A 21,696-nucleotide genomic window follows, 5' to 3' on the forward strand; every position below is an offset into this window, starting at 1 on the left:
AGCCAATCTCAGACGTCAAAACCACAAGATCAACCGCCGCCTCTCTGGAAATATTTTGCCATGCGGTCGTATTCTTTTTGGGCAGAATCTTGGTCCACATCGTAAAAGCGGAAGGTAACATGAGTTACTGGAAGAGCTAGCAAAGCGATACGGCGTTCACCAACTTTAGACAGGTCAATGTCAATCCGACCCAATGGAGCGTTTTCAATATTTACTTTTGCGCCAGTCTGCTCATTACCCTGCCAATTGATTGTGGCATCCGGGATTGAACGAGGCAGGAGACGCAAGAAATCCTTATGATTGGTTCCCATCTCTCGGGTGATTTCGCTGACATTTGACATGGTTTATTTTGACCTCTGTTCTTTTAAACGGCTTCTTTGATCAGCCCGTCTTCTTGCATGATTTGTTGCACAATATCGCGCATGTCTGTTCCATAGACATCAGGACGTCTAAACAGCGGGTGATAGGCTGCGCCAGTGCGATCGATGTATCCAGCTTGCAGGCCGGCATTCATCGCGCCATGAGTGTCCCAGTCATGTGTGGCAACCAGACGCAGGTCTTCAACTGCGCGCCCCAGCTTGGCAGCGCCATATACATAGACTTTTGCATCAGGTTTGAAGCTGCCGGTTTCTTCAATGGAAATAATGCGATCAAAGTAATCATTTAGGCCTGCATTCTTGATCTGGTTGGTGATCAGGTCCTTGGAGGAATTTGAAAAGGCAACCGTTCGATACCCTTTAGAGCGCAATGCAGATAGAGCCGGGATAATATCGTCATGGGGTTGCAGGCTGGCAAAACCACCTAAAATGTCGCTTCGCTGTTCTTCACTTAATGTCATACCACGGCGCGCGGCGATGTTGTCTAGTGCTATACCAGCAAGGGCAGCGAAACCAGTTTCAACATTTGTCAGGGAACAAACTGTAGAGGTGTGGAGCAATGATGCAAACCAGGTTGAGATAACTGAACCGTCACCAAAGGCTGTTTCAAATTTTGGCTTTAGAGAAGACAGGTCTAAAACTGTTTCGTTGATATCAAACAGAATTGTATCGCGTGCCATGAGTTTGTTTCTCCATTGAATTTCGACTGTGTTTAAGAGATTACGGGAAATTAATTGATTAATAAATGCAATGTATGTAAAATAAACATTAAAGATATTAATCTATTTAATGTGGTGTCGTAATGGAACATTTGGACCTAACTCAGCTCAGAACCTTTGTTGCCGTGGCTGAACAAGGAAGCTTTGCCCAGGCTGCGGAAGTTTTGGATTTGTCAGCTCCAACAGTTAGTTTGCAGATGAAGAAATTGGAAGAAAACGTCCATATTTCTTTATTTAATTCTCAAGGCAGAGGGAAAACCATCACAGATGCTGGCTATCGTTTTTTAGAACAAGCCCGCAAAATGCTCTCCATCAATGATGTGCTTCTTTCTGAATGTGATCAGCTGAGTGCAAAGGGGCGCGTTCGGATCGGGACGACACAGGATTTTGCAGAAACAAAACTGTTAAGCCTTCTCAAGTCTTTTAAAGAGAGGAATCCAAACATTCAGATTGACCTGAATGTGGATATGAACCGGAACATCCATAAAGCCTTTGAAGAGGGGAAATTGGATATTGCCATCGCGGGTAAAGACCCAAAGGCAGATAATGGTGGTGAAACCATCTTTAAGGCACCGCTGGTCTGGATCTGTGCGGAAGATTTCCATCTTCCAACGGAAAGCTCTTTGCCGTTGGTTCTGTTCCATGAGCCTTGCATTGTGCGTGATCTGACCCTTGATTACCTCAACCAGGCTGGCCTGCCTTGGCACCTGAGTTCCGTGAGCCCAAGCCTACAAGGCGTCTTTGCTGCTACACGGGCCGGGTTCGGTGTAACGGCAAGAACGCGAGATCAATTAAGTGAAGGTTTGAGAGAGGCTACGGAACTGACATTCCTTCCTCAATTACCGAATCTCGAAATTGCGCTTTATACTCATAAATCGACCAGCTCAAACAAGAAAGTCATCGATACATTGACGGGTTTGGTCCGTACTTCACTATTTTCTTGAGAAAAAATTCAATCTCATTTTTGTAACAAAATCAGCTTGTTGTCTGTATTTGATGTCTTCTGCTGTGATCGAATTTGAGTAATCACTCAAATTAAGTATTGAGCAATTGCTCAAATTAGCATATTGAGTAATCACTCAAATGCAAATGATGCGTTTGTCCAAGTTTTGATTACCCCTATGAATCAGGAGAGACTGATGACTGAATTTACACTGCACACAGAAGAGACAGCACCAGAAGAAAGCAAGCCGATGCTGGTTGAAGCGCAAAAGCGTTTTGGCATGTTGCCCGGCATTCACTCTGTCATGGCGGAAGCGCCGACCGTTTATCACGCCTATAATATCCTGCATGAGGACTTTGTGAATTCCAGCTTTAATGAGGAAGAGCTGACTGTTGTGTGGCAGACCATCAACGTGGAACACGAATGCCATTACTGCGTACCTGCTCACACAGGTATTGCACATATGATGAAGGTCGATAATGCAATTACAGAGGCTTTGCGCAATGAAACACCCTTGCCAACAACGAAATTGGACGCACTGCGTGAATTCACACTGAGCGTTGTGCGCGAACGCGGCAATGTTGGTAAAGACAAAGTTCAGGCTTTCTTGGATGCAGGCTATACACAGCGCCAGGTTCTGGAAGTTGTTCTGGGGCTTTCCCAAAAAGTTATGTCAAACTATATCAATCATCTGGCAGATACGCCTGTTGATAAAGCATTTGAAAAGTTTGCCTGGGAAAAAGCACCCGCTCAAGCTGCTGAGTAAAATTGCTGTCAGGGGCTTCGTGCCCCTTTCACCCCTTTAACGTAGAGAATGTAAAATGAGCAATCCAGAACCTTTAAAAATAGATATTGTTTCTGACGTGGTCTGTCCCTGGTGCGTTATTGGGTATCGCCAATTGTTACAGGCATTGAAGAACACGCAAACAGACTATGAAATCCAATGGCACCCCTTTGAGTTAAATCCGCAAATGGGGCCTGAAGGTCAGAACCTGCGTGAACATGTTGCTGAAAAATACGGAACGACTGCTAAACAATCAGAAAAGGCACGTGAGAACATCACAGCTATTGGTGCGGATGTTGGCTTTAAGTTTAAATTTGCTGAAGATATGCGCATGCATAATACCTTCAAGGTGCATCAGCTCTTACACTGGGCTGAGGCATTTGGCAAAACGCATGAATTAAAACAGGCCTTGTTTTCTGCGCATTTCACAGATCGAGTAGACTTGTCTGGCAATGATGTGCTGGCAGATGTTGCTTCCAGTGTTGGCCTTGACAAAGAGGAAGCCCTTGGCGTTTTGGAAGAACAGAGGTTTGCTGAAGAGGTGCGCCGTCGTGAAGATTTCTGGCTTCAACAAGGTATTGGCGGTGTTCCTTCAATAGTCTTTGATCATAAACATCTTGTGACAGGTGCCCAGGGTGTTGAGAATTACACAAGTATCCTGAAACAGCTTGCTGAGATGCGAAGCTCACAAGGATAAGAGTGGACAATTGCAAACGATTTTCTTATTTATCTCCTATGTCTAGAGCCCAGCCATATGATCGCGATACTGCACTGAATTCTGCCATGACCTTGTTTTGGGAGAAGGGTTATCATGCGGCTTCATTAAAAGATATTGAAGCGGCATTAAAGATGAAACCCGGCAGTATTTATGCGGCATTTGGCAGTAAGGAAGGGTTGTTTCTGGAAGCCTTGGATCGCTACTTTGAAAGTACGCGTTCCTTGTTTTTATCTTCTGTAGATGAATCTTCTTCCCCTTTAACAGGTTTGGTCAGCCAGTTTACAGCTTTTGCAGATTTGCCAGAAACTCATGAACAGGCACAGACCTGCATGTTGCTGAAGACTTTGGTTGATACAAAGTCAACTGACCCACATATTGCAGATCGTGCAAAATCACATCTTTCAACCATGGTTGATGAATTCACCACTTTGTTTGAAAAAGCAAAAGAGGAAGGTGAATTATCAAAAGATGCTGATGCGCATCGCTTGGCACGGCGTTATCAGGCCAATATCATGGCGATCCGAATGGAACGCCATCTGGGGACTGCTACAGAAGAAGTCAAAGCTTTGGCTGAAGATATGGCGGCTGAGTTTGAAAGGCTTCGCGTTTAAGTGATTGCCTTTTTTTGTCTGTTTAATGATGCATAAGACATAACTGTAAAAATTAACCCCAACGCACAAGCCGCACCGGCCATTAACAACGCACCGTCATATCCGCCTAATATTCGGGTACTTTCCCCTGCAATAATCGGACTGATCATTTGTCCAAGTCCGAAAGCGATGGTGAGAACGCCCATGGTTTGTGTACTGGCATGCGGGATCATATGGCTTCCCACAGTCATACTCATCCCTACTACGCTGGAGAAAGTCGCTCCAAAGAGGAAAGCGCTGAGAAATACAAACAACAGTTCAGCTGAAAAGACGGGTAAAATAACACCAAGCCCAAGCAGCACATACGCAGTCATTAATGTTTTGTGCCCGCCAAAACGTGCTGCAGCCCGACCCCACAACCAGGATGACGGTGCAGCTGCAAGCCCTACAATAATCCATGCACTGTCGCCTAGCCATGAAAGGTCACTCGCTCCTTGTATGAGATCGACAAGAAATGTGGCGCTAACCGAATAACCTGCACCCCCAAAGAAATATGCTGTGAAAAATAAAACAAATGGTTTGTTTTTCCACCAAGCTGTAGAGGTTTGATGATTGTTTGATATATGGTTTTCTGCGGGGCGAGGAAGCCACAGGATGGCACATATCGTCATGAGCAGGCAAATGAAGCCACCAAGATACCAAAGTGATTGCCAGCTCAGTGTTGTTTTTAAAATAAGAGTAAGACCACCACTTAAAGCAAGGCCTATTCCTACACCGGCAATAACAATTCCTGAAGCTCGAATGCGTTGTTGCTCGTCCAAGCCTTCAATGGCAAAAGCCAAGGATAGGATCATAACAAATGCACTGCCAAGCCCAGTGAAAAAACGGACAATTGTTAAGGCTATTTCATTGTCGAAAGCGCCGGATAAAAATGTACCTCCCGTACAGAGGAAAAGCCCAGCAATATTGAGCCACCAGCGTATGGAAGGTGTTTTGACCATCGACACCCAAATGGCCCCCAATGAATACCCCAATAAATTGATACCCGCGATCCAGCCGCCCGTAGCATCTGAGAAGCTCATGCCATCTTGCATCAAAGGCAGCATAGGTGTGTAAAAGAAGCGTCCTAAGCCCATCGAAACGATGAGAGCAAGAAAGCCGCCTAACAGGATGAGTTTCATTGAGGGGTGGTTTTGTGCCATGAATGTTTTATCCGTACAGCTTTATGATCTGATCAAAACGGTCATTGCCCCAGAACTTCTCACCATCAATGATGATAAAAGGTGAACCAAAAACCCCCAGTTTGATGGCGGCTTCAGTTTCCAGACGAAGACGGTTTTTAACATCTTCATCTTGAGCGCCAGCCATAACATCTTCTTCGCTAAAACCAAGTGCACCAGCAACTTTAACGACATGGGATGGATCAGAAGTATCGCACCCATCCAGCCAATAGGCACGATAGATCTCTTTGGCAAAAATCGCGGCTTTTTCTGTGTCTTGAGCTTTAATCCAATAAAATGCACGTGAAGCCGGGATCGGACTTCCAGGGAAGTTATCTGGCCATGTGAAACCATTTAGCCCCAACAGCTTTGCAGAGCGGTCCAAATCTGCTTTGAAATAATCAAACTTCATCGGGTTGTTCAAAGGTGCGCCGCCAAATTCTTTATAAACGGCACCAATAAGGAACGGACGCCAATTAATCTCTTGATTGATGGTCTTGGCTAAATCTTCAATGGTTTGGCTGGCAAGAAAGCCATAGGGGGAAGTGAAATCAAAATAAAAATCCAAAGATTTAGTCATGGTGTTTCCTTGTGTTTAAAAGGTTTCGCTATAAGGGCGGGCATCGACTTCAAAGGTCCATGCGGTACGTTTTTGTTTATGGAGATCCCAATAGATGTCAGCTAGGTCATCAGGGTTAATAATCCCATCAACGGGTTTCTGATTGAAAAGGTCAGGAAAGAGGTCTTTGGTGTTTGGGTTATCAATAAGGCCGTCAACGACAACATGGGCGATGTGAATGCCTTGTGGCCCAAACTCACGCGCCATGCTTTCTGCCAGTGCGCGAAGGGCGTGTTTGCCGCCGGCAAAAGCAGAATAGCCACTTGCGCCTCTCAAGCTTGCTGTCGCTCCTGTAAAAATGATGGTGCCTTGTCCGCGTTTCAACATGGGTGTGATAACTTCACGCCCCATCAGAAAACCCGCAAGGGCGCACATTTCCCAAACTTTACGATAAACGCGTGTTGTCGTTTCTTGCAGAGGGAAGCTGACGTTACCGCCGACATTGAAAACGCAGGCACCTATCGGGCCAATGTTATCTTCAATATCTGCAATGAGGTTGCGTACTTCATCTTCATCGCGGGCGTCCGAATGGCGGCCTTCGCCGACACCGCCAGCATTTTTAATTTCTGTAACAAGGTTGTCGAGATCACCACGCCGACGGGTCGCAACAATATGATAGCCATTTTGGGCAAACTTTCGGGCAATGGCGCTTCCCAAGCAATCACCAGCCCCAATGATAAGGGCAACTTTCTTCTTAGACATATCTGACCTTTTTGAAATCTGTCTAAGAGTATGCGCTTGATAGTGTGTAAAGTATAATTTATAATAATTATCTAACGTATTCACAAAAGTTATAGATATGAATATTCGCCAGTTAGAACAATTTGTTGCGGTGGCTGAAACCGAAAGTTTTTCGCGAGGCGCACAACGCTCTTTGGTGACGCAGCCTGCTTTGTCCAATGCGATCCAGAAATTGGAAAATGAGCTGGGTGTGAGTTTATTCATACGAAATAAACGCAAAGCCACACTGACCTCTGAAGGCAAGCGCCTTTTGCTGAGTGCGCGTAAGATTCTTCAGGAATGCGATACAGTCATTAAGGACCTGCAGAATGTTTCTGAAAAAGAAGCTTTGCGCATTGGTGTGTTGGATACCATCCCGGTTGGACAGGTCTCTAAATTATTTGAAACCTTTAAAGAGCAGAACCTGAATGTTCATATGCGCATATTTGAAGGAGATGGGAATAAGATTGCAGAAAGTCTGGAGCAGGGCAGGCTTGATCTGATTTTAACAATTCATTCTGACTTTCATGACCTGTCGGAACGCTTTATGCACGCAGCTTTATATGAAGAGGATTATGTGGTCGCTTTGCCACCAAATCATCGTTTTATTAAAGAAAAATCCATTTCCATTGATGCACTGGCCGATGAACCATTTATTGCACGAACTCATTGTGAAAGTCGTGCCGTCTTTCAGCGAGTATTGGAAGACTATCAAGTCTTACCAGATGTCACCTATCGTACCAATCAGGACCACCGTGCACTTGAGATGGTGTCAAAAGGCATGGGGCTCGGGATTTTCCCGAAAAGCCTATGTCGAACCAGCATTCCTTATGTAGATATTGCTGATGAAGGTTTCCATCGACGTGTCGGCCTTTATTGGCGAGAGGGGCAGATTAATCCTGGCGGTGAGCGATTTATCCATTTTGCTCAATCGGCAAATTGGCTTACTTAGTTACCAATAAGACGCAAGGCGTTGTTTTTGATTGCGAGCAGGCCGTTCGTGTCATATGCACCACGTGCCAAAACCCTGACGCCTACTGTTAAAGATACAAGAGACTTGGCTGCTTCATCTGGATCAATATGATCCGGGATTGAGCCTCGTTCCTTGCCAAGGTCCACCATTTCTCTGAAGAAACGCTCCAGCCGATTGATAGCAGATTTTACAATTTCACGAATATCTTCATCATGGTTGGGCATCTCAAGGGCGGTGTTGATGATCAGATTACCCTTCTTTTCTTTATCCGCCATGCTTTGGGCAATCACCCAATCGTAAAGGGTTGAGATGGATTTAATGGGGTCATCAATATCCCTTAATTGTTGAAGTGCCGGTTTCTGATGGTCTTCTTCAAATTTTATCAGGACTCGCTTGAACAACTCCTTCTTACTGCCAAAGGCATTGTAGAGGCTGCCTTTGTTAATGCCCATGCCCTTGATAAGGTCGGACATAGAGGTGGCTTCAAAGCCTTTCATCCAAAATACATTGGCGGCACGATCTAGTGCTTCATCTACATCAAATGATTTTTCCCAAGGCATGTGTGCAGTCTCTTGTTAGCGGTGGAGTCGTTTCCATTTTATACCAATCGTTCTAAACGCAGTCAATTTATTATGATCAGTGTAGAAAAAATTTAAACCATATATCTATGAAAAATAAGGACAATTGTTCTTCCACAAGATTCAATTTCTTTTTAGTCTTGACCAATTGGTTTAGTAAAATATATGGTTTATACCAATCGGTTTAAACATTAATAAGTGTCGGCTTTAAAGGACAGTGCTCATGGCTGAATTCACAACATACTCAATAGAAACGGCACCAGCTGGTTCTCAATCCATTTTAGCTAAAGCAAAAAGCAAATATGGATACGTTCCAAATCTGCTTGGCAATATGGCGGAATCTCCTGCATTGCTAGAGGCCTACGTCACGTTGGCAGGTATTATGAATAAAACCTGTTTAAACGAAGAAGAACGTCAGGTCATCATGTTGACCAATAGCCGCTTAAATGAATGCGGTTACTGTATGGCTGCTCACACATCAGTCTCTCAAATGGCCGATGTTCCGACAGATGTCATTGAAGCTCTTCGCACAGATCGGCCAATCAATGATGTGAGACTGGAAGCTTTGCGCACTTTTTCTGTTGCGATTCACCAAACGCGGGGCAACCCGACTGAAGAGCAGATCAATGCTTTTTTAAGTGTGGGATACACAAAAGAAACCATCCTGGAAATTGTCCTCGGTACAGCTTTCAAGGTGATCTCAAACTACACTGACCATTTGACCAGCATCGAAATTGATAAGGCTTATGCCGTCAATGCCTGGTCAATCGCTCAAACCCAAGTGGCTTAATTCAAAGAAGGAGAAAGAAGATGGGCTCACATGCAAATGAATATATCTTGATTGGAATTCTTCTTCTGATCACAGCTGCCGGATACCTGTTGGTTCGCCGTACGAAAGGAACAGGTACACAAAAAGCAGAGAAAATCCTAACTGGATTTCTAGGTGGTTTCATCCTGATGGGTGGATCTGTGAAATTCTTTGACCCATTTACAACAATGTTTGCTTCACAGATTGCACAGAGTGAACTGCCGTTTCCAATCTTGATGAAGTGGGCCGGACAGTTGGGTGAAATGTCTACAGGTGCTTTGTTACTCGCTTTATTGATCTTTGGTGCACGTATTTTGCCAGATCTGAAAGAGAAAGCATTCTATCTCGCAAACCTCGGCATCGTAGGGATCATGGTTGTCGCCGTTTATGTCCATCTGCACCCGAATGTCCAAGCTGAAGTTCTGCCGTTTGGCTCAAAACCACCTGTACTGACAATCGTCATTATGGCTTTGGCAGGTATGAATATTTACCTGCACCGTAAGAACGTAACAGTTGCTTAAGAAGGAAGAGACAGTAATGGAAAGTACAATGACAGCTGATCAGATTACACAAACTGAGAAGAAAATACCTGTTTATAAAAAGGTGATCGTTGTCCTGAGTGTAATGGCAACAATTGCAGGAACTCTAACGGGAATTATGACCTGGGCTAACCTGGGTTTCTCCGATGCCTTCTTAGCAAAATGGGGCCAGTCCTTTGGCATGGCGATGACAGTGATGATGCCGATCGCCATCGTATTGATCGGCATTTTTTCTAAAATAATTGCACGTGCATTCCCAAATATGAGACCGCTACCCCAAGCCATCATAGTTGGTGTGATTGCTTCTATCGTGATGCAGTCCATTATGGCCCTTCTGACATCTTTTAATGCGGTTGGTTTGGAGGTCTGGGCAGATTATCGCGCAGGTGTCATCAATGCCTTTATTACCGCATTCCCATACGGCTTGATAATGGCGCTGATCATGACAACTATCATTAAGCCACGCTTGTTGGCCTATGTGAAAAGCTAGGAGATCAGGATGAATATGGAATATGTGCCTCCAAAAGTTTGGCATTGGGATAGCGAAAACGGCGGTAAGTGGGCGAAAATCAATCGTCCCATCGCCGGGGCAACCCATGTAAAAGAATTGCCAGAAGGTAAGCACAATTTACAGCTTTATTCCTATGGCACACCGAATGGTCAAAAAGTCACCATTCTGCTGGAAGAACTATTGGAACTAGGTGTCTCTGAAGCTGAATATGACGCCTTCTTGATTGATATCGCAGAAGGTGACCAGTTCTCTTCGGGGTTTGTAGACTTAAATCCAAATTCTAAAATTCCAGCACTTTATGATGCGGAGGATGGACTTCGTGTCTTTGAAACAAGTTCGATCCTGTTGTATTTGGCTGAAAAATTCGGCCACTTCTTGCCAACAAATCTGGCAAAACGAACGGAAGTCATGAACTGGCTGTTCTGGTCTCATGGTTCGGCACCGTTTCTGGGCGGTGGTTTTGGTCACTTTTATCACTATGCGCCGACACGGATCGAATATGCCATTGATCGCTATGCCATGGAGACTAAACGCCAGTTAGATGTACTTGATAGAGAACTAGCGAAGAAAGCTTATCTGGCCGGTGATGAATACAGCATTGCCGATATTGCCGCCTGGGCATGGTACGGCAATCTGGTCCGAGGCTCCCTTTATGGGGCAGGGGAATTTTTGCAGGTCAAATCTTATGAAAATGTCTGTCGATGGGCAGAAGAGATTTGGCAACGTCCAGCTGTTCAACGCGGGCGCAAGGTAAACCGTGTATGGGGAGACTCATCAGATCAACTCCATGAACGACATGATGCATCTGATTTCCAGCTTCGCACACAAGATAAGATTTAATAGGAAATAAAATGACAATACTTGCTTTGGGTGTCGTGCTCTGGACACTGATCCACCTGTTCCCGGTTTATGCACCAAATCAACGTGCCTCTCTGGTCAATTATATTGGCCTTATTCCATACAAAGGTCTGTTCAGTATCCCTGTATTAGCCTCATTGGGGCTTATTAGCTGGGGATGGCAACAACATGACCCTGCTTATGTCTATGAACTACCGTTCTGGGCTAGGCATCTTGCCATGCTGATGATTTTCTTTGCAGTGGTTTTGTTTGGCACAGCCATGGGGAAAAGCCGTATTCGTCAGTTTATTCGCAACCCGATGCTTGCTGGCGTTGTGGTCTGGGCAACGGCGCATTTGCTGGTGAATGGTGACGAAAACTCCCTGATTTTGTTTGGTGGTTTGTTGTTGTGGGCCGTCATTTCAATTATTGGCACCAATCGCCGTGAAGGGGGTTGGCAAAAGCCTGAAATAGGCAGCTGGTTAGCAGAAATCCGTTTATTGGTGATTGCTGTTGCTGTCTGCGCCGGCCTTATCTTCGCCCATCCATACCTGTCCGGCATGCCGCTCTTCTAATCCAGTTTTTGTATTTTCTGAGGAAATCAATATGACCAAGACTGTGCTTTACTATCATTCTTTGATCTCACCATACACTTATCTCGCTCAGCCCCGTATTATTGAATTGGGGAAACGCGAAGACGTGAATATCATCTATAAGCCCTTTGATATCGGCACCATCTTTGGTGAGATTGGAACCAAACCACCAGGGCAACGCCATGCCTCTCTGCAAGCCTATCGTTTGTTAGAATTGGAACGGTGGAGCAAGGAACTGGGATTGCCAATGAACCTCCAACCAAAACATTTTCCGGCCCCATCAAATCTTGCGAGTGCCATGTTGATTGAAGCCCAAGATCAAGGCTTGGATGTGGCGCCATTTGCCATGGCTGTTTTAAAAGCTGTTTGGGTTGATGAACAAAATATTGCTGACGAAGGTACCCTGATTAAAATTGCAGACGATCTGGCTTGTGATGGCAAAGCGTTGGCAGAAGCGGCATCAACTGAAGCCGCACAAGAAAAGTTCACTGTCAGCTCACAAGAAGCCATCGAAGCAGGTGTCTTCGGTTCACCTTCCCTGGTTATCGATGGCGAAATTTTCTGGGGTCAGGATCGTATTGAACTGGCGACAAAGCGGTTAGGGTAAAATACCATCTTTTCTGTCCTTAGTAGTTCCAGGTTTAACACCCTTGTTCAGATTATGAGCAAGGGTGTTTTTTTATTAGTAAATGTCTGAGATGGGTCAAACCCAGTCTTAAAAGGTCAGCTCAAATCCCTTCTGCTATTGGGCATACAGTGGACATTCTTTCAAATGAGAGGGGCTATTTTATATAGTGTTAGTATTTTTGAGCATTCTTCGGTATTTAGTATGCTAATTTGCTTAAAAATATATACATAAAATGTCCCTATTTACCAACTTCCTTCATCACACTAGTTCCCGCAGCATCACCCAAACCGAGTTAGCCAGATTAACAAAGCTAACCCGAAATACCATTCGTTCCCTGCACCTTGGTAAAGGCAATCTGCAAAACCTGTTGAAGGTGATGGATGCGCTTGGCCTACAGTGTGCAGCTCGTGGTTTGCCAGGTGGCGATAACATTGGCAAACAAGTTGAAACATTGCGTAAACGGCAAAAGCTAAGCCAAACGACATTAGGTGAACAAGTAGGCGTTACCCGTCAAACCATCGATAAGCTGGAGAAGCAATGTATTGGCCGTGTTGATACATTGTCAGCTGTTTTTGATGCGCTAGGGCTCAAAGTTAAATTGACCCCGGTTCATGAACGCAAACGCTTTATCGAAAATGCTGCAAACAGTTCGACATCGGATGAATGGTACACTCCAAAAAATGTGCTGACTATTTTCTATGATGCCCTTGGCGGTGTCTTTGACCTAGACCCATGTTCACCCACGAGGAATGCTGAAAAGGCACCTGTTAAGGCCCGTAAATATTACACGCAGAAGAATGATGGGTTGTCTCTGCCATGGCATGGTGTTGTATTCATGAACCCACCATATTCAGATGTCTCATCATGGACAAAGAAAGCCATGGAAAGTTGTGGAACCGGTCAGGCAAGAACTGTCATCGGATTGGTACCAGCTAGGACTGATACGCGCTGGTGGAATAATAACTGTGCTGGGAAAGCCGATATCCTGTTCTTACAAGGCCGCTTAAAATTTGGGTCACAAACTAATTCAGCGCCATTTCCATCAGCATTGATTTTCTGGAATGCTGAAGCTGAACTTATTGCCGAGGTTCAAAAGGGCATTCCGTCATTCCATATGCCGAAACTGAAGGGTGCTGCTGAATAATAATTATTCCGATTTGGTGATGTTTTAGCACCTGACTTATTGTTAGAGAACAGGTGTTTAAATTGTCTGAAAAATATGCTTTATTGTCTCAAAATTAGACAGCTAAAAGAAATATATGTACAATATTATCGTTAATAACGTTCACGAAAAACCGAAGCCTTCAGATATAGAAACTCCGATTTGGGTGTCTCGGTTTATTCATGACTTGGTCATTAAGCATATAGGTGAACCCGAAGTAATTTTGGACCCCTGTGCTGGCAATGGTCGACTGACCCGTTTTTATAAAAATAGCCAGATTGTCGAATATGAGATTAAACGTGGTTCTGACTTTTTGATGGAAGAAGCCGTCATCAATTGTGACCTGGTATTATGTAACCCTCCCTTCAATCTTGGTGTTGGGCGTGAACTCGGTTCATTTAGATTTTTGAAACACATTTTTGAACTATGTGGTTCAGATGTTCCTGTCTTCCTTATAACTCCGATGGGGTTTCGACTTAATCAGCGCAAGAAATCAGAACGCTGGAAACGGTTAATTCAACACGAAATCAGTTCAATTATCTCATTGCCATTAGATTGCTTCAAAGACACCTTGTTTCATTGTGAAATTCTTGTTTTCAATATGCCGCAGTTGAAACCGCATTATTATTGTTATCCGCATAAATTGGTGGAAGAACACCGTGTTGTTAAGGGTCTGTCACTTCCTAAACCAATCAGCGGTGAAGACTTGAAAACCTGGCGTGTTAAACATGGGTTATCATTAAATGATGTAGCCGACTTATTTGAGATTTCCAAAGCGACTGTTTGCAGATATCAGGCCATGGAACGATTGCCAAACCTGGTCTCAATGGCTATTCAGAATTGGAAATAGGATTGAAAATCAATAATGATAAATGTGCAATGGTTGCATAGGCGATTTTTGTTGTGGAATCACTTGTCAGAATAACATGCCAGTTACATGTGACGATAACATGTGATGCGTAATGAGGGGCTGTCCATTTCATGCTGTCGAGTTGGCTTCGCATTACTCGAAATCACCAATAATTACTCGATTCAAAACATCATAGGCGGAGGTCAACCAGATGGTTCGCTCCTCGCTAACGCGCGTCACTGGAATCCCAAAGATAAAACAAACCTCTTAAAATTACGGTTTAGGAATATAGAATCCTAATAGGTATTTATATAGGGCGCCACTAAAGTACACCCTTTCTATGAGATGCCAGTTTCTTCAGCTTTACCAGCTCTCGGTCTTCCTTTTTTACCACCCTAAAGAATAAAGGCTGGAAATCTTCAAGGTCTCTTCGATGTTTCCAACGGTAATCTTCATTCCATCCAGGAGGAGCCTTTTTAAAGACTTCTACGCCATATTTTAGGTAGGGATTGGTGTTGATATAGTCGACAGTCGTTTCGATGTCCTTTTTGATGTTTCTGGCCCTTTTATAGTTACTTCCAATGACCTTGTTCAGCTTTTCAAACGGATAATCAAAATCTAGCTGCTTTGTACCGTGCTGGATATCGAACCAGATTTGTGAAACGAGGAGATAGAAATCTAGGCCCAATTTTTTGTTCCAAACAGCCTTGATGTCTTTCCATGGCTCAAGGCAATGGAAGTTCTGAAGGTAATCATAAAATTCTTGGGTCAACGTGATGGTGTTCTTGTGTCTCCCGGATGGATGCCAGAAGCCATATGACTTAGTTGCCAGCTCAACAGTGAAGTCATCGACAAACTCAACATTGTCACGAATATTTAAATCTGGATCCTTATGCTGCAAATATGAATAAGTGAATGTGATGCTGCAGGCTGCAAGACGGTTGAGCTGGTCTTCAAACAGTTGCTTTTGCTTTGTGCCTTTGGAAATACTCAAAGCTTTCATCATCTGGCTGACAGAACCGAAATGGATTTCACGGGTGCTGTTTCTGAAAGCATAGTCAGTAATGAACATTAAAATACGGCGAGCATACTTGCCGAAGGGTACACCCATGAACTTTCCAGTCATTGGATCGGTGCCGCCTTTGACTTGCATCAGATATCGGTTCGTGCTGCGTTCCCAGATTGATTGATTTGGATCTTTTGAAGGAAATGAGCAGACAACAAAGCCTTTGAAGAGGTGGACAAACTCAGGGTTTGCTTCTTTGCGATATTGTTTTACGCAATCCAATAATAGGGGCTCAAATCTGTAATGCCACTGCTGGTCTTTCTCTTGTTCGCTGAGCTTTTCTTTTAAGCGTTTTTCAGTAGCCAAAACTTCTTCATCGAACTTTGCCCTTACTTTATCAAAAATGTCGCTGCTAGGGTGCATTTTGGCAATTAGGGCACGTTCTTTTTCATTGAGTTCGAAACCGAAGTCGGGGGTCGGGCGCAAAGGCATGATTATTTTTCCTTTTTTCTATTCATGAGGGGCATAAAGAAAAAGCCTTGGAAATTTTACCAAGGCCTTTTCGGTGACTGTTTTACAATCAAGATGCTTGCTCATAGCTCGCCCCAGACTTCTCCAGTTTGAAACTTGTTAGTGCCTTCGAAATTGTCACATTGGGCGTCATAGCCAGCTTCTGCACCTTTGCTGAAGGCTTCATTCATTTGAGATAAGAACTCAGATTTCTGCTCATCAGTGAAGAAGTGTTCACGCTTCTTGTCATAGCAAGTCATATTGAAGCCACGTTCAAAATGGATCTTGAAATCGCAGGGAATGTCCGTTGAACGCTTGGCAATAAAGTCATCGAACTTGTTTTGGTTTGGGTGTACTTCAACTTTGTGAGGGTAATCCCAAATTGCTTCCAGTTCTCGAACTGCATCTAAACTGAGTTCATGTTCAATACGAATAGCTGTTGTATATCCTTTGACATAAGCCCGTTTCTGGTCATCGTTTACGAAATGAATTAGTTCAGGGTCGTAACGTTTATTTTTTCTGAAGGCTTGAATACCATCACCAATACCTTCGTGGAACCATGGCAATTGCTGCGGTGGAATAAGGGCCTCGGAATTCTTTAAAATTTCATCTGCATTGAAGTTCATTGTTATTTCTCCTCTTCTTCTGATTGATTATTTTCTTCGTCGTAGTGCCAGACAACTTCTAATTCCGTGACTGTATTCATTACTGATGTGGTCAATTGGCGAAGCACTGTGGTGAAACCTTTGACGTAGGCTTGCCTTTGCGCATTGTTGACTAGGTCGGATAAATCCGGTTCCAGTTTCTCATTGTCAAGGTACGCTTTCATACCTTTGTTCCAACCTAACAAATAGAAATCTTCAAGGGTCTTTGGAACAACCTCTTCGATTTCAGCAGTAATGTTTTGTGTAGAGTTACTCATATTTCCATCCAATTTTTTTAAAGTTAAATTTAAACCGAGGTTCTTGAAGCCTCGTGTTCTCTTGCCATGTGAAATGACACGGATGAAAATAGAGCTGAGAATGGTTACTATCGAATAGTAAAGGGTAACCTAGTTGTATTGATGGATTTAAAAAGGTGCATTCTGTTAGCCATTTTTGCATTCCATGGAGGGCGCTGCGAACAGAATCAGTTAAGAGGGTTTAGAAAAATAGTAATCGAGGAACTCTTGGTCAGAATAAGCAATTGGTAGGTTTGAAATGAATTTATCAAAAGACCCTAATTAGCCGTAATACAGCCCTTACCTATTTCACTCAAAAGAAGAAAGCCACCTGATGGGTTTCTGAATATTGGCTTACATGACAATCGTGACATTTTTGGGTAGATGACGGGATATGTATGTCACGAACATTATCTATAATTCAGTATAAAATATACCCGTTGAAGAAGAAAATAAGTCTGATTATTATCTCATCCGATAAATGGAAAAATGGAGATTTGGTAATGACTTCACAATCAGAACGCCACAAACGCTTTAAGCGTATTAATGAAGCGGTAAAAGCTGAATATGAAGAGGCATATAAAGACACAGAAACTCATTACCAAGATACAGATGACGAACAACTGGATAGATACAGGTTATTTAAAGACTGTTTTGATTTTCATGCTATCCGAGCAGGTATGATGTGCCCAAGGGCTCGTTTTTCAGATTTAGATCAGAGAATTCAACGTGAAGAAGCCAAAAGAGAAGCAGCAAATACTGAACCTACTTCAGATGAAATCCAACGTTTGAAAATTAGCCTTTTTGAAGAATGCTTTGCTGAGGCGACTGGTTACTTAAATGACATTGAGCATACCTGGACAGAAACTATTGAACAAATTTTTGCTGATGAAAAGAAGGTCAGAGACCTTTTAAAACAAGTCGAAGAAAAGGAATATGCTCAAGAAGTTCAGGAGTTTAATATTCTCCTTCAAGGAAAAGACTATATTGACCCTTACATCCAAATGAAGGAAGCAGTCGAAAGCGGCCAAAAAATCTCAGTTGATATAGATAAGTGGCATATGATCCAATTAGGCAAAGCAACAAAAACGGTAGATAAAATCATAGAACAACGAACAGACCAAGGTTTCATGATAGCTCAGCTATTTTGGTACATGCTACGTGCAAATATGTATCATAAGGATAAACAGGTTCCAGACACCCGTAGCAAATACACTGATGCAACTGTTTTCCAACATTATGCCGATGGTTTCCTTAAAGATGTTACCTTTCCCGGGTGTCAAGAACCTAGAGCTATAAATAAAAATACACTTCCAATAGCTAAGAGAAAAATGTGGCCTTCAGCTCATCTCTGGGCAGCTCTTTATGGTCAACATTTCGACAAATCCCGTGCTCTAGAAAATGATGTAGATTCTTTCCTTAAAGTAATTAAAAAAGCTGATGCTCTTCATAAACTAGCCATGAAACATGATGTATATGAATTAATTGTGCCTAAAAGTTACATAGAAGAAATGGTTCTTACGTATGAAGGTATCGAAGGGAACCCAGATGACATCGAAGTTGATGATTTTAATAGTGATGAAATCACGCATATTGAAGAGTATATCTCTACTCAAAGCCCTAAAGTTACAGGTTAGGTTACCCTAGGCGTTTTATTAGTAACCAACAAGTGAAGTACACCCATTCCTGTCAGGTTGACAAAACGGACGGCAGGTTTGGGTTATTTTTATCTAGTTGTTTCTGATTTAAATCCAAACCTGCCTTCCATCTTTAATTAAAAATATGGAGGCCAATATGGTTAAAATTTTAACAGTCGAAGCTATCGACTACGAAGCAGAACGCTTCATTCCAGAAACGTGGGATACTGACGCAGATAAATATACTGACGTACTTAAAAGTATGGCTCATCGCTTATTATCCATTATTTACTTCAATAGTAATGAAGACATGAAACCGTTTAATCTCGGTCTCAGTGATGGCGTTGTGCATACCTTTAAAGAACAATATGATTTTAATGGTGAAATCAAGAAACGTAAATTTGAAGATTCTGAAAGCCAGGCAGAATATGAAGATGGTTTTAAGGAAGGTTTCAAAAACGGCATTCTTCTCCATTACAATGTTGATTGTTTCATGAAGCATGGACTTAACAAACGTAACTATCATCCTATTGTGATTGATTATGAAGGAACCAAATAATTTTTGGTTTTTCAGTCTAGTGAAATTCTATTTCAAAAATGGCGTTGTAGGCTTCGGTCTCAACGCCATTTTTGTTTAAAGGCCAAATTGGTTACCCTTATCTCTAAGAAAGTAACCAACTTCCGAAGTAAAAATATTCCCGTCCGCAACAGCAGACAAATAGCAAAGAATTGGTCTTTGCAGATTTTTTTACTTTATGGAGGTCCTCATGGACAATGTAGTTGGTACTCTCGCTTGGAAGGTTTGCGGTTCTAAACTTTCACGCTTCATCTCTGAGAATGTAGATGAAAAATCTAAACGATACACGGCACCGATGAATGGTGCGCTTTATAATCTTTTGTCTTTGATTAAGTATTTAAGCAAAGGTGAAAACGTATCAGACACTGAATCGCTTGGGCTTGGTAATGGAATGATTCATTCCTTTGCAGCGAATTATGATGTTGATGGCGAGATTGCAAAATTTCAATCAGAAGATCCAGAAGAGCTTGCTCTTTACAAGGAAGCTTTTACTCGAGGTTTTGAAGCCGGAATTCTCACACATTCGTCAGTTGATGTCCTAATGCGTAAAGGGCTAGGTTTCGAAAATTATCAGCCAATCATTATCACAGAAGACGAACTTTAAGTCTTCCAAACCGGAGCCCTGGATCTAATCCGGGGCATCCGGTTTTTTTTATCATTTAAACTATAAGGAATTTTGAAATGAAAAATATGAAAAGAAAACCAGGTCCATTTAATGGGATGACATTTAGCTTGGACGGTGACCACCACGATATTGGTATCAAAAATGAAGTACTTGGCATTAAGCTCTTTGCTATTGAGTTGGCCAATTACATTACGAGACATATTGAATTGGCAGATGATTCTTTTGATATCACTCAGAAAACTGCTGATGTTTTAAAGCTGAATGGTAAACCTGTTTTCAAAGACACATCTGTTGATGCTGCACATGATGAGGCAACCTCAGGATCATTTGCATCCTTCTATAAATTGATTGAGAAATGGGATTACATGGAAATCAGTGGGCTTGCTTTTGTGGAGGCCCTATTCAAGGAATGTATTGCCTTAATTGAGAACCGATATGATATTGAAGTTCATGTAAAGGCCTGTGAATATGAGTTTTTTTCAAGGAGGTAGAGAGTTAACTCAAACTTTGATTTGGGAAATGCCGCTTTCTGTTTGCAGGAATATGGTTGAAAACAAATACGGGCTGAAGCGTGATTGTTTCTGCTATTTCTCGATTTCTTCGACGTCGGGGGTTTCGAGCCCCCGCAACCACTAAAACCCTGTTACTCCATTGAAGTAACAGGGTTTTTTAATGCCAGCGGCGCTAAATTTGACAGGCTGAATCTCCCCTGATATCGTTACACATTCCTTACACAGTTCTGCTCCACTGCACGAGGGTTGCGATATGACTGAGAAACACACCATTATGGGCGGCAAAGTCTACGTTTACCGCCGAGAAAATTCCAAATACTGGCAATGTTCCACATTCCTTGCCGGGAAAAACCACAGATCATCGACCAAAGAAGAAAGCCTGTCTTGTGCCAAAGACTTTGCTGAGGATTGGTTCTTTAATCTCAGAGACAAAGACTGCCAAGGTCTGATCAAAAACGAAAAGACCTTCAAGCAAGTTGCGGATCGTTTTGAGCATGAATATGAAACCTCGACCAAAGGCACAAGAAGCCCCAAGTGGGTTGAAGGTCACAAGGCGCGGTTGAGATTGCATCTTGTTCCCTTCTTTGGGGATAAAGGCTTGTCAGAGATCACAGCAGGGCTTGTGCAGGATTATCGTATGCACAGGATGGAGACAGCGAAAAAGCCTCCGGCACGAAGCACACTGCATGATGAAATTGTAACCCTTCGCCAAGTTCTGAAAGTTGCCATTCGTTATACTTGGCTGGATCACCTACCAGATATGTCCCAGCCTTATGGGGCGCAGGGCAAGGTGGTTCATCGTCCTTGGTTCAGTAAGACGCAGTATGAAAAACTTTATAACGCCACAAGGAAGAATGCCCGTGCAACAGGTGGACGGCACAAGAAGAGTGCAGAAGACCTGCACGACATGATCCTCTTTGCTGCCAACACGGGCCTGCGCCCGGATGAACTGTTCAATATAGAGCATCGTGATATTGAAATTGTAGAAGATGGAGACACGGACGAAACGATCCTTGTGATCGAAGTCCGAGGCAAACGAGGCGTTGGATACTGTAAAACCACCAAAGGCGCTGTACGCCCTTACGAACGGGTTTGTGCGCGTAATGACTATGAAGAAACTGACATGGTTTTTCCCCACAATCACCTGCGCATGTTCAACCGCATTCTGGACGAACAAGACCTCAAGGTAGACCGTGACGGACAGAAACGCACCCTCTACAGCCTAAGACACACCTACATTTGCCTCCGCCTCATGGAAGGCGCAGACATTTACCAAATTGCAAAGAACTGCCGCACCTCGGTCGAAATGATCGAACGTCACTACGCAGCCCATATCAAAAACACCCTGGATGCCTCAGCCATCAACGTGCGCAAAGTAAAGAAAAAGCCGAAAGCACTTTCAGGTAAGAAAGACGCTACGGCTGAATACCTAAGATGACCCTCTCCCGAGCAAGCTGAGGGGCCGTTGAACATGAGAAAATGCCACGCGCATTTGCAAGTGAATGGGTATGAAAAATGAAGCCCCCAAATAAGCAGGTGTTATTTGGGAGTTTCAAGGGAAAATAGGAAAAATTAGAGTTTGGCAAGCCCCTAGTATTGTAGACACCTGATAGTGTTATAAATGACACTAAACATGAGGTGCTAATTATGAGTGGCAAACGCTATACAGAAGAATTTAAGATTGAAGCAGTTAAGCAAGTCACAGACCGAGGTTATGGTT

At 43.2% G+C, this 21,696-nt stretch carries 27 protein-coding genes; 18 read left to right on the forward strand and 9 right to left on the reverse strand.

Going from position 1 to position 21,696, the window contains the following annotated elements; all coding sequences use genetic code 11:
* Positions 1 to 29 precede the first annotated feature (29 nt).
* Complete coding sequence (locus MTBPR1_RS08635; protein WP_069188625.1) at positions 30 to 341, reverse strand: hypothetical protein; 312 nt, start codon at positions 339 to 341, stop codon at positions 30 to 32.
* 23 nt (positions 342 to 364) lie between these two features.
* Entirely contained in the window at positions 365 to 1,057 is a 693-nt protein-coding gene (locus tag MTBPR1_RS08640) for a haloacid dehalogenase type II (RefSeq protein ID WP_069188626.1), read from the reverse strand.
* A gap of 122 nt (positions 1,058 to 1,179) precedes the next feature.
* Here MTBPR1_RS08640 and MTBPR1_RS08645 point away from each other — a divergent pair, with 122 nt between their 5' ends.
* The 4 genes from MTBPR1_RS08645 (at position 1,180) to MTBPR1_RS08660 (ending at position 4,152) form a co-directional block, all read left to right on the forward strand.
* Positions 1,180 to 2,040, forward strand: coding sequence for a LysR substrate-binding domain-containing protein (locus MTBPR1_RS08645; RefSeq protein ID WP_069188627.1), 861 nt, complete (start codon positions 1,180 to 1,182; stop codon positions 2,038 to 2,040).
* A gap of 195 nt (positions 2,041 to 2,235) precedes the next feature.
* Entirely contained in the window at positions 2,236 to 2,805 is a 570-nt protein-coding gene (locus MTBPR1_RS08650; RefSeq protein ID WP_069188628.1) for a carboxymuconolactone decarboxylase family protein, read from the forward strand.
* Positions 2,806 to 2,860: 55 nt separating this feature from the next.
* Positions 2,861 to 3,520: a DsbA family oxidoreductase gene (locus MTBPR1_RS08655; RefSeq protein ID WP_069188629.1), complete on the forward strand. Its 660-nt coding sequence runs from the start codon at positions 2,861 to 2,863 to the stop codon at positions 3,518 to 3,520.
* A 38-nt stretch (positions 3,521 to 3,558) separates the two neighbouring features.
* Entirely contained in the window at positions 3,559 to 4,152 is a 594-nt protein-coding gene (locus tag MTBPR1_RS08660) for a TetR/AcrR family transcriptional regulator (protein ID WP_069188630.1), read from the forward strand.
* On the opposite strand, the gene MTBPR1_RS08665 is transcribed toward MTBPR1_RS08660, so the two are convergent.
* From MTBPR1_RS08665 to MTBPR1_RS08675, 3 genes are read right to left on the reverse strand one after another with little or no spacing between them, the layout of a single operon-like run.
* A complete protein-coding gene (locus MTBPR1_RS08665; RefSeq protein WP_069188631.1) occupies positions 4,149 to 5,333 on the reverse strand; it encodes a YbfB/YjiJ family MFS transporter in 1,185 nt (394 codons plus the stop codon). The two genes, MTBPR1_RS08660 and MTBPR1_RS08665, sit on opposite strands and share 4 nt — an antisense overlap.
* Positions 5,334 to 5,340: 7 nt before the next feature.
* Entirely contained in the window at positions 5,341 to 5,931 is a 591-nt protein-coding gene (locus tag MTBPR1_RS08670) for a 2-hydroxychromene-2-carboxylate isomerase (protein ID WP_069188632.1), read from the reverse strand.
* Between the two features lie 15 nt (positions 5,932 to 5,946).
* Positions 5,947 to 6,672, reverse strand: coding sequence for an SDR family NAD(P)-dependent oxidoreductase (locus MTBPR1_RS08675; protein WP_069188633.1), 726 nt, complete (start codon positions 6,670 to 6,672; stop codon positions 5,947 to 5,949).
* Positions 6,673 to 6,769: 97 nt separating this feature from the next.
* On the opposite strand from MTBPR1_RS08675, the gene MTBPR1_RS08680 reads away from it, so the two are divergent.
* Positions 6,770 to 7,642, forward strand: a complete 873-nt coding sequence (locus tag MTBPR1_RS08680; RefSeq protein WP_069188634.1) for a LysR family transcriptional regulator — start codon at positions 6,770 to 6,772, stop codon at positions 7,640 to 7,642.
* On the opposite strand, the gene MTBPR1_RS08685 is transcribed toward MTBPR1_RS08680, so the two are convergent.
* Positions 7,639 to 8,223: a TetR/AcrR family transcriptional regulator gene (locus MTBPR1_RS08685; protein WP_069188635.1), complete on the reverse strand. Its 585-nt coding sequence runs from the start codon at positions 8,221 to 8,223 to the stop codon at positions 7,639 to 7,641. The two genes, MTBPR1_RS08680 and MTBPR1_RS08685, sit on opposite strands and share 4 nt — an antisense overlap.
* A gap of 241 nt (positions 8,224 to 8,464) precedes the next feature.
* Here MTBPR1_RS08685 and MTBPR1_RS08690 point away from each other — a divergent pair, with 241 nt between their 5' ends.
* The 8 genes from MTBPR1_RS08690 (at position 8,465) to MTBPR1_RS08725 (ending at position 14,169) form a co-directional block, all read left to right on the forward strand.
* Entirely contained in the window at positions 8,465 to 9,031 is a 567-nt protein-coding gene (locus MTBPR1_RS08690; RefSeq protein ID WP_069188636.1) for a carboxymuconolactone decarboxylase family protein, read from the forward strand.
* A gap of 20 nt (positions 9,032 to 9,051) precedes the next feature.
* Entirely contained in the window at positions 9,052 to 9,570 is a 519-nt protein-coding gene (locus tag MTBPR1_RS08695) for a hypothetical protein (RefSeq protein ID WP_069188637.1), read from the forward strand.
* A 28-nt stretch (positions 9,571 to 9,598) separates the two neighbouring features.
* Complete coding sequence (locus tag MTBPR1_RS08700; protein WP_165602646.1) at positions 9,599 to 10,078, forward strand: DUF2798 domain-containing protein; 480 nt, start codon at positions 9,599 to 9,601, stop codon at positions 10,076 to 10,078.
* Between the two features lie 9 nt (positions 10,079 to 10,087).
* Complete coding sequence (yghU, locus tag MTBPR1_RS08705) at positions 10,088 to 10,939, forward strand: glutathione-dependent disulfide-bond oxidoreductase (protein WP_069188639.1); 852 nt, start codon at positions 10,088 to 10,090, stop codon at positions 10,937 to 10,939.
* 11 nt (positions 10,940 to 10,950) lie between these two features.
* On the forward strand, positions 10,951 to 11,511 hold the full coding sequence (locus MTBPR1_RS08710; protein WP_069188640.1) for an NnrU family protein: 561 nt from the start codon (positions 10,951 to 10,953) through the stop codon (positions 11,509 to 11,511).
* A gap of 31 nt (positions 11,512 to 11,542) precedes the next feature.
* Positions 11,543 to 12,136: a 2-hydroxychromene-2-carboxylate isomerase gene (locus MTBPR1_RS08715; RefSeq protein WP_069188641.1), complete on the forward strand. Its 594-nt coding sequence runs from the start codon at positions 11,543 to 11,545 to the stop codon at positions 12,134 to 12,136.
* Positions 12,137 to 12,389: 253 nt separating this feature from the next.
* Positions 12,390 to 13,301 carry a DNA N-6-adenine-methyltransferase gene (locus MTBPR1_RS08720; RefSeq protein ID WP_126465119.1) on the forward strand — a complete coding sequence of 304 codons (912 nt, stop codon included), beginning with the start codon at positions 12,390 to 12,392 and terminating at the stop codon, positions 13,299 to 13,301.
* A 115-nt stretch (positions 13,302 to 13,416) separates the two neighbouring features.
* On the forward strand, positions 13,417 to 14,169 hold the full coding sequence (locus MTBPR1_RS08725; protein ID WP_069188643.1) for a helix-turn-helix domain-containing protein: 753 nt from the start codon (positions 13,417 to 13,419) through the stop codon (positions 14,167 to 14,169).
* Between the two features lie 322 nt (positions 14,170 to 14,491).
* Here the strand turns inward: MTBPR1_RS08725 and MTBPR1_RS08730 are convergent, their stop codons facing one another.
* From MTBPR1_RS08730 to MTBPR1_RS08740, 3 genes are all read right to left on the reverse strand, one after another.
* Positions 14,492 to 15,667, reverse strand: a complete 1,176-nt coding sequence (locus tag MTBPR1_RS08730; RefSeq protein ID WP_069188644.1) for a replication initiation protein — start codon at positions 15,665 to 15,667, stop codon at positions 14,492 to 14,494.
* Positions 15,668 to 15,768: 101 nt separating this feature from the next.
* Positions 15,769 to 16,311: a hypothetical protein gene (locus MTBPR1_RS08735; RefSeq protein WP_069188645.1), complete on the reverse strand. Its 543-nt coding sequence runs from the start codon at positions 16,309 to 16,311 to the stop codon at positions 15,769 to 15,771.
* 2 nt (positions 16,312 to 16,313) lie between these two features.
* Positions 16,314 to 16,607 (reverse strand): hypothetical protein, encoded by a 294-nt coding sequence (locus tag MTBPR1_RS08740; protein WP_069188646.1) that lies wholly within the window; start codon positions 16,605 to 16,607, stop codon positions 16,314 to 16,316.
* A 521-nt stretch (positions 16,608 to 17,128) separates the two neighbouring features.
* Between MTBPR1_RS08740 and MTBPR1_RS08745 the strand changes: the two genes are divergently transcribed.
* The 5 genes from MTBPR1_RS08745 to MTBPR1_RS08765 all read left to right on the forward strand — a co-directional run bounded on the left by MTBPR1_RS08745 (position 17,129) and on the right by MTBPR1_RS08765 (position 21,414).
* The gene (locus tag MTBPR1_RS08745; protein WP_126465121.1) at positions 17,129 to 18,262 is read left to right on the forward strand and encodes a hypothetical protein; all 1,134 of its coding nucleotides are present in this window, start codon (positions 17,129 to 17,131) and stop codon (positions 18,260 to 18,262) included.
* A 157-nt stretch (positions 18,263 to 18,419) separates the two neighbouring features.
* Positions 18,420 to 18,821 carry a hypothetical protein gene (locus MTBPR1_RS08750; RefSeq protein ID WP_069188648.1) on the forward strand — a complete coding sequence of 134 codons (402 nt, stop codon included), beginning with the start codon at positions 18,420 to 18,422 and terminating at the stop codon, positions 18,819 to 18,821.
* A 208-nt stretch (positions 18,822 to 19,029) separates the two neighbouring features.
* Positions 19,030 to 19,443 (forward strand): hypothetical protein, encoded by a 414-nt coding sequence (locus tag MTBPR1_RS08755; RefSeq protein WP_069188649.1) that lies wholly within the window; start codon positions 19,030 to 19,032, stop codon positions 19,441 to 19,443.
* A 77-nt stretch (positions 19,444 to 19,520) separates the two neighbouring features.
* Positions 19,521 to 19,955: a hypothetical protein gene (locus MTBPR1_RS08760; protein WP_069188650.1), complete on the forward strand. Its 435-nt coding sequence runs from the start codon at positions 19,521 to 19,523 to the stop codon at positions 19,953 to 19,955.
* Between the two features lie 274 nt (positions 19,956 to 20,229).
* Positions 20,230 to 21,414 carry a tyrosine-type recombinase/integrase gene (locus MTBPR1_RS08765; protein ID WP_069188651.1) on the forward strand — a complete coding sequence of 395 codons (1,185 nt, stop codon included), beginning with the start codon at positions 20,230 to 20,232 and terminating at the stop codon, positions 21,412 to 21,414.
* The last annotated feature ends 282 nt before the right edge of the window (positions 21,415 to 21,696 follow it).

Origin of the sequence: Candidatus Terasakiella magnetica, from assembly GCF_900093605.1 — a bacterium.
Taxonomy (GTDB): domain Bacteria; phylum Pseudomonadota; class Alphaproteobacteria; order Rhodospirillales; family Terasakiellaceae; genus Terasakiella; species Terasakiella magnetica.

Coding starts and splice junctions, on each gene's coding strand:
- MTBPR1_RS08755 (WP_069188649.1), top strand. CDS start 19,030: ATGGACAATGTAGTTGGTACTCTCGCTTGGAAGGTTTGCGGTTCTAAA.
- MTBPR1_RS08700 (WP_165602646.1), top strand. CDS start 9,599: ATGACAGCTGATCAGATTACACAAACTGAGAAGAAAATACCTGTTTAT.
- MTBPR1_RS08695 (WP_069188637.1), top strand. CDS start 9,052: ATGGGCTCACATGCAAATGAATATATCTTGATTGGAATTCTTCTTCTG.
- MTBPR1_RS08660 (WP_069188630.1), top strand. CDS start 3,559: ATGTCTAGAGCCCAGCCATATGATCGCGATACTGCACTGAATTCTGCC.
- MTBPR1_RS08740 (WP_069188646.1), bottom strand. CDS start 16,607: ATGAGTAACTCTACACAAAACATTACTGCTGAAATCGAAGAGGTTGTT.
- MTBPR1_RS08715 (WP_069188641.1), top strand. CDS start 11,543: ATGACCAAGACTGTGCTTTACTATCATTCTTTGATCTCACCATACACT.
- MTBPR1_RS08720 (WP_126465119.1), top strand. CDS start 12,390: ATGTCCCTATTTACCAACTTCCTTCATCACACTAGTTCCCGCAGCATC.
- MTBPR1_RS08665 (WP_069188631.1), bottom strand. CDS start 5,333: ATGGCACAAAACCACCCCTCAATGAAACTCATCCTGTTAGGCGGCTTT.
- MTBPR1_RS08710 (WP_069188640.1), top strand. CDS start 10,951: ATGACAATACTTGCTTTGGGTGTCGTGCTCTGGACACTGATCCACCTG.
- MTBPR1_RS08745 (WP_126465121.1), top strand. CDS start 17,129: ATGACTTCACAATCAGAACGCCACAAACGCTTTAAGCGTATTAATGAA.
- MTBPR1_RS08730 (WP_069188644.1), bottom strand. CDS start 15,667: ATGCCTTTGCGCCCGACCCCCGACTTCGGTTTCGAACTCAATGAAAAA.
- MTBPR1_RS08655 (WP_069188629.1), top strand. CDS start 2,861: ATGAGCAATCCAGAACCTTTAAAAATAGATATTGTTTCTGACGTGGTC.
- MTBPR1_RS08645 (WP_069188627.1), top strand. CDS start 1,180: ATGGAACATTTGGACCTAACTCAGCTCAGAACCTTTGTTGCCGTGGCT.
- MTBPR1_RS08765 (WP_069188651.1), top strand. CDS start 20,230: ATGACTGAGAAACACACCATTATGGGCGGCAAAGTCTACGTTTACCGC.
- MTBPR1_RS08670 (WP_069188632.1), bottom strand. CDS start 5,931: ATGACTAAATCTTTGGATTTTTATTTTGATTTCACTTCCCCCTATGGC.
- MTBPR1_RS08640 (WP_069188626.1), bottom strand. CDS start 1,057: ATGGCACGCGATACAATTCTGTTTGATATCAACGAAACAGTTTTAGAC.
- MTBPR1_RS08690 (WP_069188636.1), top strand. CDS start 8,465: ATGGCTGAATTCACAACATACTCAATAGAAACGGCACCAGCTGGTTCT.
- MTBPR1_RS08725 (WP_069188643.1), top strand. CDS start 13,417: ATGTACAATATTATCGTTAATAACGTTCACGAAAAACCGAAGCCTTCA.
- MTBPR1_RS08760 (WP_069188650.1), top strand. CDS start 19,521: ATGAAAAATATGAAAAGAAAACCAGGTCCATTTAATGGGATGACATTT.
- yghU (WP_069188639.1), top strand. CDS start 10,088: ATGAATATGGAATATGTGCCTCCAAAAGTTTGGCATTGGGATAGCGAA.
- MTBPR1_RS08750 (WP_069188648.1), top strand. CDS start 18,420: ATGGTTAAAATTTTAACAGTCGAAGCTATCGACTACGAAGCAGAACGC.
- MTBPR1_RS08680 (WP_069188634.1), top strand. CDS start 6,770: ATGAATATTCGCCAGTTAGAACAATTTGTTGCGGTGGCTGAAACCGAA.
- MTBPR1_RS08650 (WP_069188628.1), top strand. CDS start 2,236: ATGACTGAATTTACACTGCACACAGAAGAGACAGCACCAGAAGAAAGC.
- MTBPR1_RS08685 (WP_069188635.1), bottom strand. CDS start 8,223: ATGCCTTGGGAAAAATCATTTGATGTAGATGAAGCACTAGATCGTGCC.
- MTBPR1_RS08675 (WP_069188633.1), bottom strand. CDS start 6,672: ATGTCTAAGAAGAAAGTTGCCCTTATCATTGGGGCTGGTGATTGCTTG.
- MTBPR1_RS08735 (WP_069188645.1), bottom strand. CDS start 16,311: ATGAACTTCAATGCAGATGAAATTTTAAAGAATTCCGAGGCCCTTATT.
- MTBPR1_RS08635 (WP_069188625.1), bottom strand. CDS start 341: ATGTCAAATGTCAGCGAAATCACCCGAGAGATGGGAACCAATCATAAG.